This window comes from Pollutimonas bauzanensis (assembly GCF_900129885.1).
GTDB classification, from domain to species: domain Bacteria; phylum Pseudomonadota; class Gammaproteobacteria; order Burkholderiales; family Burkholderiaceae_B; genus Pollutimonas; species Pollutimonas bauzanensis.
In genome coordinates, this window is record NZ_FQXE01000001.1 from 427,086 (window position 1) to 443,201 (window position 16,116).

A 16,116-nucleotide genomic window follows, 5' to 3' on the forward strand; every position below is an offset into this window, starting at 1 on the left:
TGAGCGGGACGCTTACGGACAGCCGGGGGCTGTCCGTTCCGCGAGTTCGCGGGCGCCCCGAAACAGGTTGACTGCGCGGGCAGTCACGGGCGAAGCCCGGGACCGCAGCGACATTGAGCCCAACCCACACCCGCCCACGGCGACGGGTTAAGAATGCTGGGAAGAAAGCACCAACTTGCGGCACCGGATTAAGAACGCTAGAACGAAAGCACCAGCCCACCGCCCCGGGTTTAGAGCACTGTGACGGTTTGAATACTATGCCTTGCGCGACACGAACCGCCACCGCCGCACCCAAGGCCGCGATCGCGTGAAGATAGGCATCAAGTTCTATGGCAAGGACGAACTCGAACTGAATCCTCCGCCGACGATGCCGCAGAAGTAAGGCAGGGATGAAGGCGCAGCGGGCTATGTTCTTTTAAATCCAGTGCAGTGGGTTTCTTGACCGCGGCCGTGGGATGGGGTGCGGTTCAAGCGGCGAGAAAAATGCCGGCGATGATTTTTCCATCTGCCGGACCAATCCGTCCAATGTTTTTTTCTTCCGGTTTGTTCTAGATTGCCTGTTGGCAAATCAATTATGGACCGGCAGGCATGTCTTCACCCAACGACTCTTTACGGCCAGAGCCGCCTGCCGATGCCGCCAAGGCCGGCCCCACGCCGCCGACTGGCCGCAGCGCAGTGTGTACGGCGTGGCCCGCGGCCTGGCCGATCAATTGCAGGCGGGCCAGGATTACCGGCACTTGAGGCCTGCCATCGGCATCAGCCTCCTCGTCCATGATCTTTTTACCGATCACCCCGCCAAGGCCGACTGGCACTTCACCCTGCGCGATACGCAGTATCCGCAAGTACAGTTGGATCAAGCGCTGCAAGTGCATATAATCGAGCTACGCAAGGCCGAAACACTGGGCAAGCTGCCCGTGCCATTATCGGCCTGGATTGCCTGCCTGCTGCACAACCTGGATGAGGCTGTCATGAACGAAATCACCCACCCTCCGGTCAAAGAAGCCCTGGCGCATCTGGAAACGATGTATTCCGACGAAGAGTTGCGCCTGATGGCCCAGCGCCGCGAACAGGCCCTGGTCGATTACGAAGACGGGCTGGACTATGCGCGCCACGAAGGCCAAATCCAACTCCTTACCCGCCTGCTCGAACGCAAATTCGGCCCTGTGCCGCGACACTACCAAACTCAACTCTCGCGATCCAGCGCCGATCAACTACAAGACTGGTCGTTGAACGTGCTGGATGCCCAGCGCATCGAAGATGTATTTGTCTGAACCTAATACCACAAAGGACTATGCCGGGACGGGAGGATGCGGCGCCCAGGCGCGTAGCGCGTACCCTCAGGTAAGCCGCAAGTCCGAATAAACAATAGCGCGTCCAAGGAAATGCCAGCGCATCGGAAGAACATCAACAACAAAAAAAGCGAGCGCCAGACAAGAGGTCTGGCGCTCGCTCCAAGGAATAATCGAATATAAGAAGTCGGCAAAACCGGTGGCGCCGCCGGGTTGCGACCCCGCGGCCCCAACCCGGCCAGGCGCCTCAACGCTTACTGCAAAGTCCGCGAAAAAACGAACTTGTCGTTCTGCCAATCCACCGGCACCACATCCTTGGGCCCGAACTTGCCTTCCAGTATCAGGCGGGCAACCGGATTCTCGATGTACTGCTGGATCGCGCGCTTGAGCGGACGGGCGCCGAACACCGGATCGAAACCCGTGCGGGCCAACTGCGCCAGCGCCGCGTCCGAAACCTCCAAGCGCATTTCCTGCTGCGCCATGCGCTGCCCCAGGCGTTGAACCTGTATCCGCGCAATCGCCTCGATGTGCTTGACATCCAGGCCATGGAACACCACCACCTCGTCGATCCGGTTCAGGAATTCAGGCCGGAACGACGTCTTCAGCTCGTCCCAGATGACCTCCTTGATCACATCGTAGGGCTGGCCCGACATGCTCTGGATATGCTGCGAGCCCAGATTCGACGTCATGATGATCACCGTATTGCGGAAATCCACCGTGCGGCCCTGGCCGTCGGTCAGGCGGCCATCGTCCAGCACCTGCAGCAGCACATTGAAGACATCAGGATGCGCCTTCTCGATTTCGTCCAGCAATATCACGCTATACGGCTTGCGGCGCACCGCCTCCGTCAGGTAGCCGCCTTCCTCGTAGCCCACATATCCCGGGGGCGCCCCTATCAGGCGCGATACGGAATGCTTCTCCATGAACTCGCTCATGTCGATGCGTATCATATGGTCGTCAGAGTCGAACAGGAAATTGGCCAGCGCCTTGCTCAATTCGGTTTTCCCCACGCCGGTGGGCCCCAGGAACAAAAACGAGCCATAAGGGCGCGAAGGGTCGGACAAGCCGGCGCGCGAGCGGCGGATGGCGTCGGCCACCAGGCTGACGGCTTCATTCTGGCCCACCACACGCTGGTGCAGGAAATCCTCCATGCCCAGCAGCTTGGCGCGCTCGCCCTGCATCATCTTGGCAACCGGAATACCTGTGGCGCGCGACACCACCTCCGCGATTTCCTCGGCCCCGACCTGGGTGCGCAGCAGGCGCGGGCGGTCGTTCTCGGTGGCCGCCTGCTGCCCCGCCTCGGCGGCCTGCAGGCGCCCTTCCAGTTCCGGCAGCTTGCCGTACTGCAGTTCCGCCAGCTTGTCGAACTGGCCCTTGCGCTGCAGCTCGGCCATCTCGGAACGGGTCTTTTCGATTTCCTCCTTGATGGCCTGCGAGCCCTGCACAGCGGCTTTTTCGGCTTTCCAGATTTCTTCGTAATCGTTGTACTCGCGCTGCAATTTGAGCAGCTCGTCTTCAATGACTTTCAGGCGGCGCTGGGAGCTCTCGTCAGTATCCTTGTTGACGGCTTCGCGCTCGATCTTGAGCTGGATGATGCGCCGGTCGAGCTTGTCCATGACCTCGGGCTTGGAATCGATTTCCATGCGTATGCGCGCGGCCGCCTCGTCGATGAGGTCGATCGCCTTGTCCGGCAGGAAGCGGTCGGTGATGTAGCGATTGGACAATTCCGCCGCCGCGACGATGGCCGGGTCGGTGATCGCCACGCCGTGGTGGAGTTCGTAGCGCTCCTGCAAGCCGCGCAATATGGCGATGGTCGATTCCACATCGGGCTCGTTGATGAAAACCTTCTGGAAACGGCGCTCCAGCGCGGCGTCCTTTTCGATGTACTTGCGGTATTCATCCAGGGTGGTCGCGCCTATGCAATGCAGCTCGCCGCGCGACAGCGCCGGCTTGAGCATATTGCCGGCATCCATGGCGCCTTCCGCCTTGCCCGCGCCGACCATGGTGTGCAGCTCGTCGATAAAGACGATGGAATCGCCGCCATCCTGCGCGAGCTCTTTGAGCACGGCCTTGAGCCGCTCTTCGAATTCGCCGCGATACTTGGCGCCGGCCAGCAAGGCCGCCAGGTCCAGGGACAATACCCGCCTGCCTTTCAGCGTTTCAGGCACCTCATTGTTGACGATGCGCTGCGCCAGGCCTTCCACGATGGCGGTCTTGCCCACGCCCGGTTCGCCGATAAGCACCGGATTGTTCTTGGTGCGCCGCTGCAGTATCTGGATGGAGCGGCGGATTTCATCGTCGCGGCCGATGACCGGGTCCAGCTTGCCCTGGCGGGCGAGGTCGGTCAGATCGGTCGTATATTTGGACAAGGCCTCGCGATTGGATTCGCCTTCGGAGTCGGACACCGAAGATCCGCCGCGCACCGCCTCGATAGCGGCTTCCAGGGCTTTGCGCTGCAAACCGGCTTCGCGCAGGATGCGGCCGGTCTCGCCCTTGTCGTCGGCCAGCGCCAGCAGGAAGAGTTCGCTGGCGATGTAGCTGTCGCCGCGGCTGGCGGCTTCTTTGTCGGTGCGGGTGAAGACGGCCTGCAGCTCGCGGCTGACCTGGATATTGCCCTCGCTGCCCTTGACCTGCGGAAAGCCTTCGATCAGGGTATTGAGCGCGGGCCCCAGGCGGTTGACCGCGACGCCCGAGCGGGCCAGCAGGCTGCCCGCGCCGCTGTCGGCGTCGGCCAGCAGGGCCGCCAGCACGTGGGCCGGTTCGATGTAGGGGTTGTCATGCTTGGCAGCAAGGCTCTGCGCATCGGCGATGGCTTGCTGGAATTTTGTGGTTAGTTTGTCGAATCGCATAGTCATTTCACAAGAAAAGAGAGCGGCTAGGCTCGAATAGTGAATATGTGCGGCCACAACAAGGAATTTCAAGTGAATACCGGCGCAAACCGCCCGTCGACAAAGTCTGAATCTCCTGCTCCGACCCCTCTTGTTTACACACCGTCTAAACTGGTAAGCTGGCAAAATCGAGATTTACTGCAAGGAGCCCAGCATGCGCGGAGTCATTAAAAAATGGGGCAATAGCGCCGCGGTCCGACTGCCCTCCTCCATGATGAAAACCCTCAAGATCGACCTGGAGGATGTCATCGATATCCGGGTCGAACGCGGATGCATCGTCATCGAGCCGGTGCGCGCCCAGGAATACCTGCTGTCCCAGTTGCTGAGCGGCATCAAGAGCAAAAACATTCATGCCGAGATCGACTTCGGCGTGGCCGACACCTGATCCGGGAGCCTCCATGAGCAAACGCTATATCCCCAATACCGGCGATATCATCTGGCTGCATTTCGACTTGCCCAAGGCAAGCACGGCACAGGACTACAAACCAGCCCTTATTCTAAGCCCTTCCTCGTACAATAAAAAAACCGGGCTCATCGTGTGCTGCGCGATCACGCCGCACATCAAGGGCTATCCGTTCGAGGTCGCCATCGGGCCCGACAAGGCCCTGGCCGTGCTCGCCGATCAGGTCAAGAGCCTGGACTGGGCCCACACCAAGATCAGCCACCGTGGCCGGGTCGACTCCGACGAACTCGCCCAGGTGCGGGCCAAACTCCAGGCGCTGATCTTCAAGACCTGAATCCACGGGCCAGCCGCGCACGGTAGCCATACCGATATTCCGCCCAGCCCGCCGCGCCCTGGACTATCCGACCTTTCTCAAGCGCCATGGACAAATTCAAGCAACTCAAAAGTTTCGTGGCCGCCGCCACCCTGGGCAGCCTGTCGGCCGCCGCGCGCGCCGAAGGCGTGGCGCCGGCCATGATGGGCCGGCGCATCAATGCCCTGGAGGCCAGGCTGGGGATCAAGCTTCTGCTGCGCTCGACCCGCCGCCTGTCCCTGACATCGGAAGGCAGCGCCTTTTTCGAAGAGGCCCAACGCATTCTGCGCGACCTGAACGACGCCGAAACCCGTATCGCGCAGGGCAGCGTCAAGCCCAGCGGCCACCTGCGCATCAGCGCGCCGGCGGGCTTCGGGCGGCGCCACGTGGCGCCGCTGCTGCCCGACTTTGCCGCCGGCTACCCCGAAGTCACCCTTGCGCTGGACCTCAGCGACAGGCTGGTCGACCTGATCGAAGAAGGCTATGACTGCGCGATTCGCATCGGCGAACTCGATGATTCGCAGATAGTCGGCTTGCGGCTGGCCGACAACAAACGCGTGATCGTCGCCGCCCCCTCCTATCTGGGCGCGCACGGCCGGCCCAATACCCCCGACGACCTGGCCCAGCACAACTGCCTGTCCTTTGGCAGCCAGGGCAACCAGTCCAAGGGCTGGCTGCTAAGGCAGGACGGCCAAGTGCGGGCCGTGCGCGTCAAGGGCAGCCTGGCCTGCAGCGATGGCGCCGTGCTGCACCAGTGGGCCCTGGCGGGCTATGGCCTGGCGTGGCGCTCATTGTGGGAAGTGCACGAAGACCTGGCTTCGGGACGCCTGGTCAGCGTGCTGGACGACTACGCCGCGCCGGCCAATGGCATCTTCGCGATGCTGCCCGAACGCAAGCATCTGCCTTTGCGCGTGCGCCTGTTCGTCGATATGTTGCGCGCCCGCTACGCGGACCCCTCCTACTGGAAAACCCATTAGCGGAAATACCACATCGATAGCAAAGCGTTTCACAGCAATTGCCCGGCGATCCCGTATACTTGATATAAATCAAACGCCGGCTTATCGGGCAACTGCAGTAAAATCCCCGCAATTTGCGGCGAATGGCCTCAAAGTGCTGTGCAAACAGCTTTACTAGCTTGTCGATGCGACCGTATGCAAAAAAAAATCTCTGTTACACCCGATTCAACGCGCTGTTCTACCTGCATGCTTAGCGAAATCTGCCTGCCTTTGGGCATGGCGCGGCACGATGTGGCCAAGCTGGATGAGCTGATCAAGGAACGCATCCGCATCCCTAAAGGCTCCGCCCTGTTCCATCTGGGCGACAAGGCGGAAGCGGTGTTCGGCATCCGCTCGGGCTCCTTGAAGACCCAGCTGGAAGACGCGGGCGGCCAGGTGCAGATCACCGGTTTCCTGTTGCCGGGCGAAATCATAGGCATGGACGGCCTGCTGGAAAACAGGCAGGTATCGCACGCCATCGCGCTGGAAGACAGCGAAGTCTGTGTCATACGCATCGACGAGATGGACCAGCTGTCGCAGCACATCCCCGTCCTGCACCAGCAGCTCCGCCGCCTGATGAGCAAGGAAATCAATCGCTCGCATCAACTGGTCATGTCGCTGGGGTCGCTGCGTTCCGAGCAGCGGCTGGCGGCCTTCCTGATCAACCTCTCGCAACGGCTGGCGACCTTGGGCTATTCATCCAGCGAGTTCGTGCTGCGCATGAGCCGCGAAGAAATCGGCAACTACCTGGGCCTGACGCTGGAAACCGTCAGCCGGCTTTTTTCGCGCTTCGCCCGCGAAGGAGTGCTGCACATCCAGCAGCGCCAGGTGCATATCGTCGATATGCCCACCCTGCGCACCCTGGCCGGAACCGACTGCGGCTAAGCCTTGCGGGTGGCCCGCCCGCGGGGCCGCCGCCATCAACGCTATATCGGGTCGCCGAACTCGTCGACCAAGGGGCCGCGCGGCGCCATATGCAGCGTCAGGGCGCTGGACATCGCTGCCATCATCCAGAACAGGAAGAAGCCGACCGCATAGGCGAGCTGGCGGCTAACCTGTATATAGCCCAGGAACTTGATATCCAGCGGATCGACCAGCGCGAAAACCGTGGCGCTGGTCGCCCCGGCGATCAGGAACGATGGCCATAATACCCACATCAATGCACGCCACTTCATACTGCAGTCCCCTGTATTTTATTGCCGGCATCAGCGAGCGGCCGGCGCCGGCGCGGGCGCCGCAGCCGGCTTGCTCACCACCAGGCCGTGCTTGACGCCGCCGTCGGTGATCGCCTGATCGCCGAAGTTCTGCACGGCCAGGACGATCGTAATGATACAACCGATCACCGCGGCCGCCGGGCCCGCCATGAGTATCCACGGCCAGGGCTCGCGCCACCAGGGCTTGCCACCCTCGGGCTCCTGGCCGTCTTTCATTTCCGCTTGAGACATGGTGCCATCCTTCCTGAGCATGTTTATTTGGGTACGAAAAAACTGGACCGTTCGACGACGACTGTTTCGTCCCCTTCGGGCGATCGGGCCACGGCCGTGAGCTCGATATCATACAGGCCGGGCTTGACCTGCTGCGCCGGGGCGCGCACCACCACCGGCACCAGCCGGTTCGACGACGGATCTATGCCGACCGTGGTCGAGCCATGGTCGGCCGTCATGATGGAAAGCCCGGGCACGCCGCCGGCGCCCAGCGTAAGCGTCAAAGGCGACTCGGTCGTATTGATGATCTGCAGGCGGTACACGTTTTCTATCATGCCGCCGGCCACTTCGCGGCCCAGGACGCCGCGATCGCGTATCACATCCACCCTGAGGGTGGTGCGCGTGGCCAGCGACACCACGAAGGCGATGCCGATCAGCGACAGTATGGCCATATAGGCCAGCACCCGCGGCCGGAACATGCGCTTGCGCACCTGGCTTTGCGTCAGGCCGTCGGTAATGGCGCGCCCGGACGTATAACGGATCAGGCCCTTGTCGTAGTCCATTTTGTCCATGACCTGGTCGCAGGCATCGACACAGGCGCCGCAACCTATGCACATGTATTGCAGGCCGTCGCGGATATCGATGCCGGTGGGACAGACCTGCACGCACAGGCTGCAGTCGACGCAATCGCCCATGCCGGCTTCCTTGTGGTCGACGCGGCGCGAGCGCCCGCCCCGCGGTTCGCCGCGCACATGGTCATAGGTGACCACAAAGGTGTCGTCATCCACCATCACGCTCTGGAAGCGCGCATAAGGGCACATGTATTTACAGACCGCTTCGCGCATGAAACCCGCATTGCCCCAGGTGGCGAAGGCGTAGAACGCCATCCAGAACCATTGCCATGGGCCCAGCGACAAGGTCAGCAGGCCCATGCCCAGTTCGCGTATCGGCGCGAAATAGCCGATGAAGGTCGAGCCCGTCCACCAGGCGATCAGTATCCAGACGATATGCTTGCTGACCTTCAGGCGCAGCTTGCGCCACGACCAGGGCTGTTCATCCAGCCGGATGCGCGCCAGGCGGTCGCCCTCGATGCGGCGCTCCACCCACATGAAGATCTCGGTGTAGACCGTTTGAGGACAGGCGTAGCCGCAAAACAGGCGGCCCGCCATGGCCGTGAACAAAAACAGGGCGAAAGCGGAAAGCACCAGCAGCACCGCGAGGTAAATCACATCCTGGGGCCACAGCACCATGCCGAATATATAGAACTTGCGCGCGGCCAGGTCGAACAGGACGGCCTGCCGGCCGTTCCACTGCAGCCACGGCAAGCCATAGAAAACCAGCTGGGTGAGGACGACCATCAAGACGCGCCAGCGGGCGAAGATGCCCGAAACCGAACGCGGATAAATCTTGCTGCGCACGTCCGCCAGCGCTTTCTCGACCTGCGGCGACGAACCGGCCCCGACCCTGGACACCCGCGGCGGCTGCCAGGCCGGCACCTCCGCGGACGATGATCCCCGGTCAGGGTTTACAGATGGTTCGCTGCTCATGATATGCCTCTATTGTGCCGCTATTGTGACGCCTATTGTGCCGCTACGTTCGCGCTCTGGTTGGACAAGCCCCATACCCATGCCGCAAGCATGCGGATCTGGTCTTCGGTCAGCAGGCCTTCCTGCGCCGGCATGACGTTCTGGCGACCGTTCAGGATGGTTTCGACAATAGTCGCTTCCGAGCTGCCATACAGCCAGATGCCGTCGGTCAGATTGGGCGCCCCCAACGCCGTATTGCCCTTGCCCTCGGCTCCGTGGCAAGCCACACAGAAGGTGTCGAAGCCGCGCTTGCCGGGAACGACTCGCAAAGGATCGCTGGCCAGGCCCGACAAGGACCGGACATACTGCGCGATATCGGCGGCCTCGGCGGGCTTGATCTGCGAACTCCAGGGCGGCATCATGCCATGGCGGCCCTTGGTGATGGTCTGCAGGATCTGCTCGGGCTCGCCGCCGTACAGCCAATCGCCATCGGCCAGGTTGGGGAAACTGCCGCTGCCTCTGGCATCGGACCCGTGGCACTGGGCACAGTTGTTCAGGAACAGGCGCTGGCCGATCTCGCGGGCGTCGGCGTCGTGCGCGACTTCCGTGATAGGCATTTTCTGGTAGCGCTCGAATACCGGCTTGATCCGCTCATTGAGCGCCACCTGCTCGGCCTTGACCTGCTTGGCCGCGGTGTACTCCAGCTTGCCCTTGTAGCTTCCCACGCCAGGGTACAGGAACAATATCGCCAGGGCGATGACGCACAGGCCCAGGTACATCACCGTCCACCAGCGCGGAACCGGGTTGTTGAGTTCGGTGAGGTCGCCGTCCCATACATGGCCGGTGTCCTCGACTTGCTTGACGCCCTGTTTGAGCCAGGCGCGCTGGGAAAACAGCAGCCATACGCAAAAAGCAATCCCGCCCAGGGCGATCACGCCGATAAAGTAGCTCCAGAAGCTACTGACAAAATCACTCATGGGAGCCCCCTTCTTGTTGATCCATCGAACGCTCGTCGGGCACGGCAAACGGCAGAAGCGATGCTTCGTGGTTCGCGTCGGCCCGGCCGCGTGAAAACGCCCACCATACAATGCCCAGAAAGGTCAGCATGGCGACGATAGTCATGATTCCGTTGATTATGGCCATTACAAGCCCCCCTCCGAAACGGCCTTGGCCGCGGCGTCGCGCCCGGCTACGCCCAGCCCCTGCAGATAGGCGATCAGCGCGTCTTCTTCAGTCTTGCCCTGCAGTTGCTCGGGCGCCTTGGCGATCTGCTCATCGGTGTAAGGCACGCCCAGCGTGCGCAGCACGCGCATGCGGTCCTGCACATTCTCGTTGGCGACCGAATTGCGCTGCAGCCATGGGTAGCCGGGCATGTTCGACTCTTTCACGACATCGCGCGGGTTGCGCAGATGGACGCGATGCCAATCATCGGAATAGCGCTGGCCGACGCGGGCCAGGTCCGGACCGGTGCGCTTGGAGCCCCACAGGAAGGGGTGGTCGTACCTGGATTCGCCCGCCAGCGAATAAGGGCCGTAGCGCTGCACTTCCGAACTGAGCATGCGGATCTGCTGCGAGTGGCAGCTGACGCAGCCCTCGCGGATGTAGATATCGCGGCCGATGAGGTTGAGCGGCTCGTAAGGCATCACGCCGGCGGTCGGCGTGGTGGTCGAGTGCTGGAAAAACAGCGGGATGATTTGCGCCAGGCCGGCGAACGACACCACCGCGATGCTGAAGATGATCAGCAGGCCGACGTTCTTTTCCAGCGTCTTGTGCGTAAAGAAACCAGTATTTTGCTTGGACATTCGGGTTCTCCTCAAGCGGTTGCCGACGCGGGGCCAAGCAAGGCCGGATCGCGCGCGTCCGGGCTGTACAAAGGCACGACGGGATCGACCTTGGTCTGGCCCTTGATGGTGATCCAGGTGTTCCAGGCCATGACGAAGACGCCGCCCAGGAAGCACAAGCCGCCCAGCATGCGGATGATGTAGAAGGGATAAGTGGCCTTGACCGCTTCGACGAAGCTGTAGGTGAGCATGCCGTCCACGCCCGTGGCGCGCCACATCAGGCCTTGCATCACGCCGGCGATCCACATGGCGCTGATATACATCACCACGCCCAGCGTGGCCAGCCAGAAATGCAGCTCGATCAGCTTCACGCTGGCCATGGCCGTGCGGCCGTACAGGCGGGGAATCATGTAGTACAGCGAACCGAAGGTGATCATGGCCACCCAGCCCAGGGCGCCCGAATGCACGTGTCCTATGGTCCAGTCGGTGTAGTGCGACAAGGCGTTGACGGTGCGTATCGACATCATCGAGCCTTCAAAGGTGGACATGCCGTAGAACGACAGCGCCACCACCAGAAACTTCAGGATCGGGTCGGTGCGCAGCTTGTGCCAGGCGCCCGACAGGGTCATGATGCCGTTGATCATGCCGCCCCACGATGGCGCCAGCAGAATCAGCGAGAGCGCCATCCCCAGCGACTGGGTCCAGTCGGGCAGCGAGGTATATAGCAAGTGGTGCGGGCCGGCCCACATATAGGTGAAGGCCAGCGCCCAGAAGTGCACGATGGACAGGCGGTAGGAATAAATCGGGCGCTCGGCCTGCTTGGGCACGAAGTAATACATCATGCCCAGGAAGCTGGTGGTCAGGAAGAAGCCCACGGCGTTGTGCCCGTACCACCACTGCACCATGGCGTCCTGGACGCCGGCATAGGCGGAATACGATTTCCACATGGAGACCGGCAGTTCCAGGTTGTTGAATATGTGCAGAATCGCAATGGTCAGAATGTACGAACCATAAAACCAGTTCGCCACATATATATGCTTGACCCGGCGCTTGACGATGGTGCCGAAGAAGACCACCGCGTAGGCCACCCAGACCAGGGTCAGGAGGATATCGATGGGCCACTCAAGCTCGGCGTATTCCTTGGTGGTGGTGTAGCCCAGGGGCAGCGTGATGACGGCGCCGACGATGACCGCCTGCCAGCCCCAAAAGGTGAAGGCGGCAAGCTTGTCGCTGAACAGGCGCGCCTGACAGGTGCGCTGCACAACGTAGTACGAAGTGGCGAACAGGGCGCTGCCGCCGAAGGCGAAGATCACCGCATTGGTGTGCAAGGGCCGCAAGCGGCCGTAGCTGAGCCATGGAATGTTGAAATTCAACTCCGGCCATATGAGTTGCGCGGCGATCCACACGCCGACCGCCATGCCGACTACACCCCAGACTATGGTCATGATCGTAAATTGACGAACCACGCCGTAGTTGAAGATTTCGGCGTTTTTTCCGACTGCATCGGAAGTGCCCATGAGCTTCCCCTAGAACAAATAAATAGTGCTTAAGCTGAACATCATCCAGCATGCCCCGGAAGCTGACTTTGATTTGAATCAAGATCAGATTCCCGCTGGATAGGCTGACGTTTTCGCACCACACTTGATAAATAAACTGAATCGAGACGCGCGGACGGCGTTCCGCCCTTATCCGGCATCCCTGCCTGCGGCCGCCTTCTCCTGCGGCCTGTTTTCCTGCCCGCCGGCCAGGCCGGCGGGGTTTTCGTCGGGCCTGTCCTGGTCCAGCAGAATGGAGTCGCCGCCCGATTGGCTGTCGTCGAACTGGCCCGAGAAAATCGCCCACCAGAAGAACACCCCGATCGCGATGACGAAAACCAGGGATATCGGCAACAACAAAAAAAGGGAAGAGGCCATGCGCTAGCCCTGGACTGCCGCGGGCTGCCAATCGCCGGCGCGCGCGCGCGTCTGCCGGTGAAACAGGCGCCATGAATTCGCGGCAACGGCCAGCGACGACAGCAGCATGGAGACGGCCGCCAGCCAGGGGGCCACCCACCCCAGGGCCGCCAGCGGCGCCATGAGCAGATGCCATGCCACCGAGGCATAAAGATTTTGCCGGGATACCCTGCCGGTGGCCTGGGTCAGGCGGAGCATGTCGAAATCCGGCCCGCGGGCGCGGGCCGACAGGCTGGCATGGGCGGCGGCCACGGCGGTGGGAACGGCCATCGCCATGGCACAGGGACAGCTCATTACCAGCAATGCCACCATGACGCCGATGGCGTGCTCAGGCCGGTAGGCGTACCAGATGCCGCCCACCACAAAGGCCAGCGCCAGCTGGACCACCACAAACCAGAAGGCCAATTGGTTCGCTCGCTGGGTAACGCTGACCCTGAAGGCTTCAATGACCGCGTGCGCGCCGCCGACGCCTATCGCCTGGCGCGCGCAAAGCTCGAGATAGCGGGCTGTCAGCAAAAAGGCCACGAACATCGTGACCGAATCGAAATAAACTTCGCCGCGCCCGGTCCACGTGGCGTGGACGCTGGGAATGAAGGCCGCGACGATGCCCAGCGCAACCGGCACATCCATGCTGACGCGGCCCCGCAGCATGCGGCCGAACGCCCCGCCCCAGACCGGCCAGGCGCAGTAGAGCACCACCGGCACGGTCAATACCAGGCTGATCCAGTTCATGATGAAGATGGCCTGATCCAGCAACTGGAGATTGTCAGGCGCCATGCTGTCGCTGCGCAAGTAGCCCGGGAAGGCGAACATCATCACCTGCATCATGGCCAGCCACGCCAGGCCCATGCGGGCGAGCATATGGCGGCGTTTCTGACGGCCCGGGCCAGACAAGCCTTGAGGGGTGGAAAAGATCGAGAAGGCGCGCATGAAGCGCACTATAGCAAATAAGGGAAACCCCGTATTGATGTAGATCAATTCCGGCGGCGCGCAAAACGCCGGCCGGCGGGGATTATCCCGCCGGCCGGCTCACAGCGCCGCGCAGGCCGGCGTCAGGCGACCTTGAGGCCGGCCTGGCCGGCGGCGCCTTCGAACTGGGCCTCTTCCGTCGAGCCGGTCAGCGCCGTCGTGGAAGACTGGCCCCCTTCGATGGCTTGCGTCACGGCGTCGAAATAGCCGGTACCCACTTCGCGCTGGTGCTTGACCGCCGTGAAGCCCAGCTCGGCCGCGGCGAATTCTTTCTGCTGCAGCTCCACGAAGGCGCTCATTTGCCGGCGGGCGTAACCGTGAGCCAGTTCGAACATGCCGTAATTCAGGGCATGGAAGCCGGCCAGGGTGATGAACTGGAACTTATACCCCATGGCGCCAAGCTCGCGCTGGAACTTGGCTACGGTGGCGTCATCCAGGTTCTTTTTCCAGTTGAACGATGGCGAACAATTGTAGGCCAGCATTTTTCCGGGGAACTGGCGGTGGATCGCCTCCGCGAAGCGGCGCGCATATTCCAGGTTGGGGGTCGAGGTTTCGCACCACAGCAGATCGGCGTAGGGCGCATAGGCCAGGCCGCGGGAAATGCCCTGCTCTATGCCCGGGCGGGTGCGGAAAAAGCCCTCGACGGTGCGCTCACCCGTGATGAAGGCCTTGTCGTTTTCATCGATATCGCTGGTCACCAGGTCGGCCGCGTCGGCGTCGGTGCGCGCCAGCAGCAAGGTGGGCACGTTGAGCACGTCGGCGGCCAGCCGGGCGGAAACCAGCTTGGCCACGGCTTCGCGGGTCGGCACCAGCACCTTGCCGCCCATATGGCCGCATTTCTTCACCGACGCCAACTGGTCTTCGAAATGCACGCCCGCGGCGCCGGCTTCTATCATGGATTTCATCAGTTCGAAGGCGTTGAGCACGCCGCCGAAACCCGCTTCCGCGTCGGCCACGATAGGCGCGAAATAATCCAGGTAGCCCTCGTCGCCCGGGTTTGTCCCTTCCATCCACTGGATCTGGTCGCAACGCGTCAGCGCGTTGTTGATGCGCTTTACCACCTGTGGCACCGAATTGGCGGGGTACAGCGACTGGTCGGGGTACATTTCTCCGGCGCCGTTGGCGTCTCCCGCCACTTGCCAGCCCGAAAGATAGATGGCTTTCAGCCCGGCCTTGACTTGCTGCATGGCCTGGTTGCCGGTCAGCGCGCCCAGCGAATTGACGAAGGGCTCGGAATGCAGCAAGCCCCATAATTTCTCGGCGCCGCGGCGCGCCAGGGTGTGCTCGACGACGACCGAGCCGCGCAGGCGTATGACTTCCTCGGCGCCATAGCCGCGCTTGATGCCTTGCCAGCGGGCCTCTTCCGCCCAGCTTTTCTGCAAATTGCGAATTTCATTTTCTCGTGTGCTCATGATGCTATTCCTTGTAAAGTAAGACAAAGACAGAAGGGGAAACCGTTGAGAAAAGTCTACGCCTTTGCTGCGTGGCGGATGGCACTTATGTCTTATATAAGACAAAAAATATATTTCTTTAAAATCAATGATATATGAATTTATTTCCACAATACGAAACGATATTCTTTGCTGTGAAACATCCTATCGTGCAATGCAGCACGGCCATTTCACATGTCGCGAACAAATTTTCATAATGTGGAATACAGCCTCCCGGCGGGGGTACAATGGACGGTCGATGCCCGTCCCATTCTTTTGCCATGCCTGATCCTATTCTCGCCCGCGCCCCTTTGGGGCAAGACGTTTCCTACCCGGACTCGTACGACCCTGCCCTGCTTTTTCCGATAGACCGCGCCGCCAATCGCGAAAAGCTGCGCATTCCCCATCCCTGGCATGGCGACGACATCTGGAATGCCTACGAGATGTCCTGGCTTACGCCCAAGGGCAAGCCGGTGGCGGGCGTGGCGCGCTTCACCTTTCCCGCCGACAGCCCGCGGCTGGTGGAATCGAAGTCTTTCAAGCTGTATTTGAATTCACTGAACGAAGAGCGCTTCGAGCACAGCGGCCTGGTGCGCGCATGCCTGGCGCGGGACTTGGCCGAGGCCGCCGGGGCACCTGTCGAAGTCGAAATCGATACCCATATCGGGCAGAGCACCCAGCTATGCCGGCCGATGGAAGGCATCCGCATCGACGATGCCGACATCGATGTGAGCGCCTACCGGCCTTCGGCCGGCCTGCTGCGCTGCCAGCCCGACGCCGCGCTGGTCAGCGAAACCCTGATGTCGGACCTGCTCAAGTCCAACTGCCCGGTCACCGGCCAGCCCGACTGGGGCAGCGTGCAGGTGCGCTACACCGGGCCGCAGATCGATCGCGCCGCCCTGCTCGAATACATTGTTTCGCTGCGCCGCCACAATGAGTTCCATGAACACTGCGTCGAGCAAATGTATTGCGATATCTGGCAAGCCTGCCAGCCGGAATCCCTGCTGGTCTACGCCCGCTATACGCGCCGCGGCGGCCTGGATATCAACCCCTGGCGCAGCAGCCGGCCGGCCAGCGTCAGCCAGGTCCGCACCGTAAGGCAATGAA

At 61.7% G+C, this 16,116-nt stretch carries 16 protein-coding genes and 2 pseudogenes; 7 read left to right on the forward strand and 11 right to left on the reverse strand.

Going from position 1 to position 16,116, the window contains the following annotated elements:
• Positions 1-256: 256 nt before the first annotated feature.
• Positions 257-382 (forward strand): annotated as a pseudogene (locus BUB23_RS27740) (epoxyqueuosine reductase QueH); the annotation flags it as partial.
• A 178-nt stretch (positions 383-560) separates the two neighbouring features.
• Positions 561-1,271: a PD-(D/E)XK nuclease family transposase gene (locus BUB23_RS02100; RefSeq protein WP_178372249.1), complete on the forward strand. Its 711-nt coding sequence runs from the start codon at positions 561-563 to the stop codon at positions 1,269-1,271.
• A gap of 272 nt (positions 1,272-1,543) precedes the next feature.
• Here the strand turns inward: BUB23_RS02100 and clpB are convergent, their stop codons facing one another.
• Positions 1,544-4,138, reverse strand: coding sequence for an ATP-dependent chaperone ClpB (gene clpB / locus BUB23_RS02105; protein ID WP_073101403.1), 2,595 nt, complete (start codon positions 4,136-4,138; stop codon positions 1,544-1,546).
• Positions 4,139-4,331: 193 nt separating this feature from the next.
• Here clpB and BUB23_RS02110 point away from each other — a divergent pair, with 193 nt between their 5' ends.
• From BUB23_RS02110 to fnr, 4 genes are all read left to right on the forward strand, one after another.
• Positions 4,332-4,562: an AbrB/MazE/SpoVT family DNA-binding domain-containing protein gene (locus tag BUB23_RS02110; RefSeq protein WP_073101404.1), complete on the forward strand. Its 231-nt coding sequence runs from the start codon at positions 4,332-4,334 to the stop codon at positions 4,560-4,562.
• Positions 4,563-4,575: 13 nt separating this feature from the next.
• On the forward strand, positions 4,576-4,914 hold the full coding sequence (mazF, locus tag BUB23_RS02115; protein WP_073101405.1) for an endoribonuclease MazF: 339 nt from the start codon (positions 4,576-4,578) through the stop codon (positions 4,912-4,914).
• Positions 4,915-5,000: 86 nt separating this feature from the next.
• Positions 5,001-5,909 (forward strand): LysR family transcriptional regulator, encoded by a 909-nt coding sequence (locus tag BUB23_RS02120; protein ID WP_073101406.1) that lies wholly within the window; start codon positions 5,001-5,003, stop codon positions 5,907-5,909.
• Positions 5,910-6,083: 174 nt separating this feature from the next.
• Positions 6,084-6,812 (forward strand): fumarate/nitrate reduction transcriptional regulator Fnr, encoded by a 729-nt coding sequence (gene fnr, locus BUB23_RS02125; protein ID WP_073101407.1) that lies wholly within the window; start codon positions 6,084-6,086, stop codon positions 6,810-6,812.
• A gap of 41 nt (positions 6,813-6,853) precedes the next feature.
• Here fnr and BUB23_RS02130 read toward each other — a convergent pair whose 3' ends face one another.
• The 10 genes and pseudogenes from BUB23_RS02130 to aceA all read right to left on the reverse strand — a co-directional run bounded on the left by BUB23_RS02130 (position 6,854) and on the right by aceA (position 14,991).
• Positions 6,854-7,102, reverse strand: a complete 249-nt coding sequence (locus BUB23_RS02130; RefSeq protein WP_073101408.1) for a hypothetical protein — start codon at positions 7,100-7,102, stop codon at positions 6,854-6,856.
• A 30-nt stretch (positions 7,103-7,132) separates the two neighbouring features.
• A complete protein-coding gene (locus BUB23_RS02135; RefSeq protein WP_245801134.1) occupies positions 7,133-7,372 on the reverse strand; it encodes a FixH family protein in 240 nt (79 codons plus the stop codon).
• A 23-nt stretch (positions 7,373-7,395) separates the two neighbouring features.
• Entirely contained in the window at positions 7,396-8,898 is a 1,503-nt protein-coding gene (ccoG, locus tag BUB23_RS02140) for a cytochrome c oxidase accessory protein CcoG (RefSeq protein WP_073101410.1), read from the reverse strand.
• Positions 8,899-8,930: 32 nt separating this feature from the next.
• On the reverse strand, positions 8,931-9,854 hold the full coding sequence (gene ccoP, locus BUB23_RS02145) for a cytochrome-c oxidase, cbb3-type subunit III (protein WP_073101411.1): 924 nt from the start codon (positions 9,852-9,854) through the stop codon (positions 8,931-8,933).
• Positions 9,847-10,020 (reverse strand): cbb3-type cytochrome oxidase subunit 3, encoded by a 174-nt coding sequence (locus tag BUB23_RS02150; RefSeq protein ID WP_073101412.1) that lies wholly within the window; start codon positions 10,018-10,020, stop codon positions 9,847-9,849. Before BUB23_RS02150 ends, ccoP begins: the two co-directional genes overlap by 8 nt.
• The gene (ccoO, locus tag BUB23_RS02155) at positions 10,020-10,679 is read right to left on the reverse strand and encodes a cytochrome-c oxidase, cbb3-type subunit II (protein WP_073101413.1); all 660 of its coding nucleotides are present in this window, start codon (positions 10,677-10,679) and stop codon (positions 10,020-10,022) included. The genes BUB23_RS02150 and ccoO overlap by 1 nt, the downstream gene beginning before the upstream one ends.
• Positions 10,680-10,690: 11 nt before the next feature.
• A complete protein-coding gene (ccoN, locus tag BUB23_RS02160; RefSeq protein WP_073101414.1) occupies positions 10,691-12,175 on the reverse strand; it encodes a cytochrome-c oxidase, cbb3-type subunit I in 1,485 nt (494 codons plus the stop codon).
• 255 nt (positions 12,176-12,430) lie between these two features.
• Positions 12,431-12,571, reverse strand: a pseudogene (ccoS, locus tag BUB23_RS27745) (cbb3-type cytochrome oxidase assembly protein CcoS); the annotation flags it as partial.
• A gap of 3 nt (positions 12,572-12,574) precedes the next feature.
• Complete coding sequence (locus BUB23_RS02170; protein ID WP_073101641.1) at positions 12,575-13,540, reverse strand: P-type ATPase actuator domain-containing protein; 966 nt, start codon at positions 13,538-13,540, stop codon at positions 12,575-12,577.
• Positions 13,541-13,662: 122 nt separating this feature from the next.
• Positions 13,663-14,991, reverse strand: a complete 1,329-nt coding sequence (gene aceA, locus BUB23_RS02175) for an isocitrate lyase (RefSeq protein ID WP_073101416.1) — start codon at positions 14,989-14,991, stop codon at positions 13,663-13,665.
• A 299-nt stretch (positions 14,992-15,290) separates the two neighbouring features.
• On the opposite strand from aceA, the gene queF reads away from it, so the two are divergent.
• A complete protein-coding gene (queF, locus tag BUB23_RS02180; RefSeq protein WP_073101417.1) occupies positions 15,291-16,115 on the forward strand; it encodes an NADPH-dependent 7-cyano-7-deazaguanine reductase QueF in 825 nt (274 codons plus the stop codon).
• The last annotated feature ends 1 nt before the right edge of the window (position 16,116 follow it).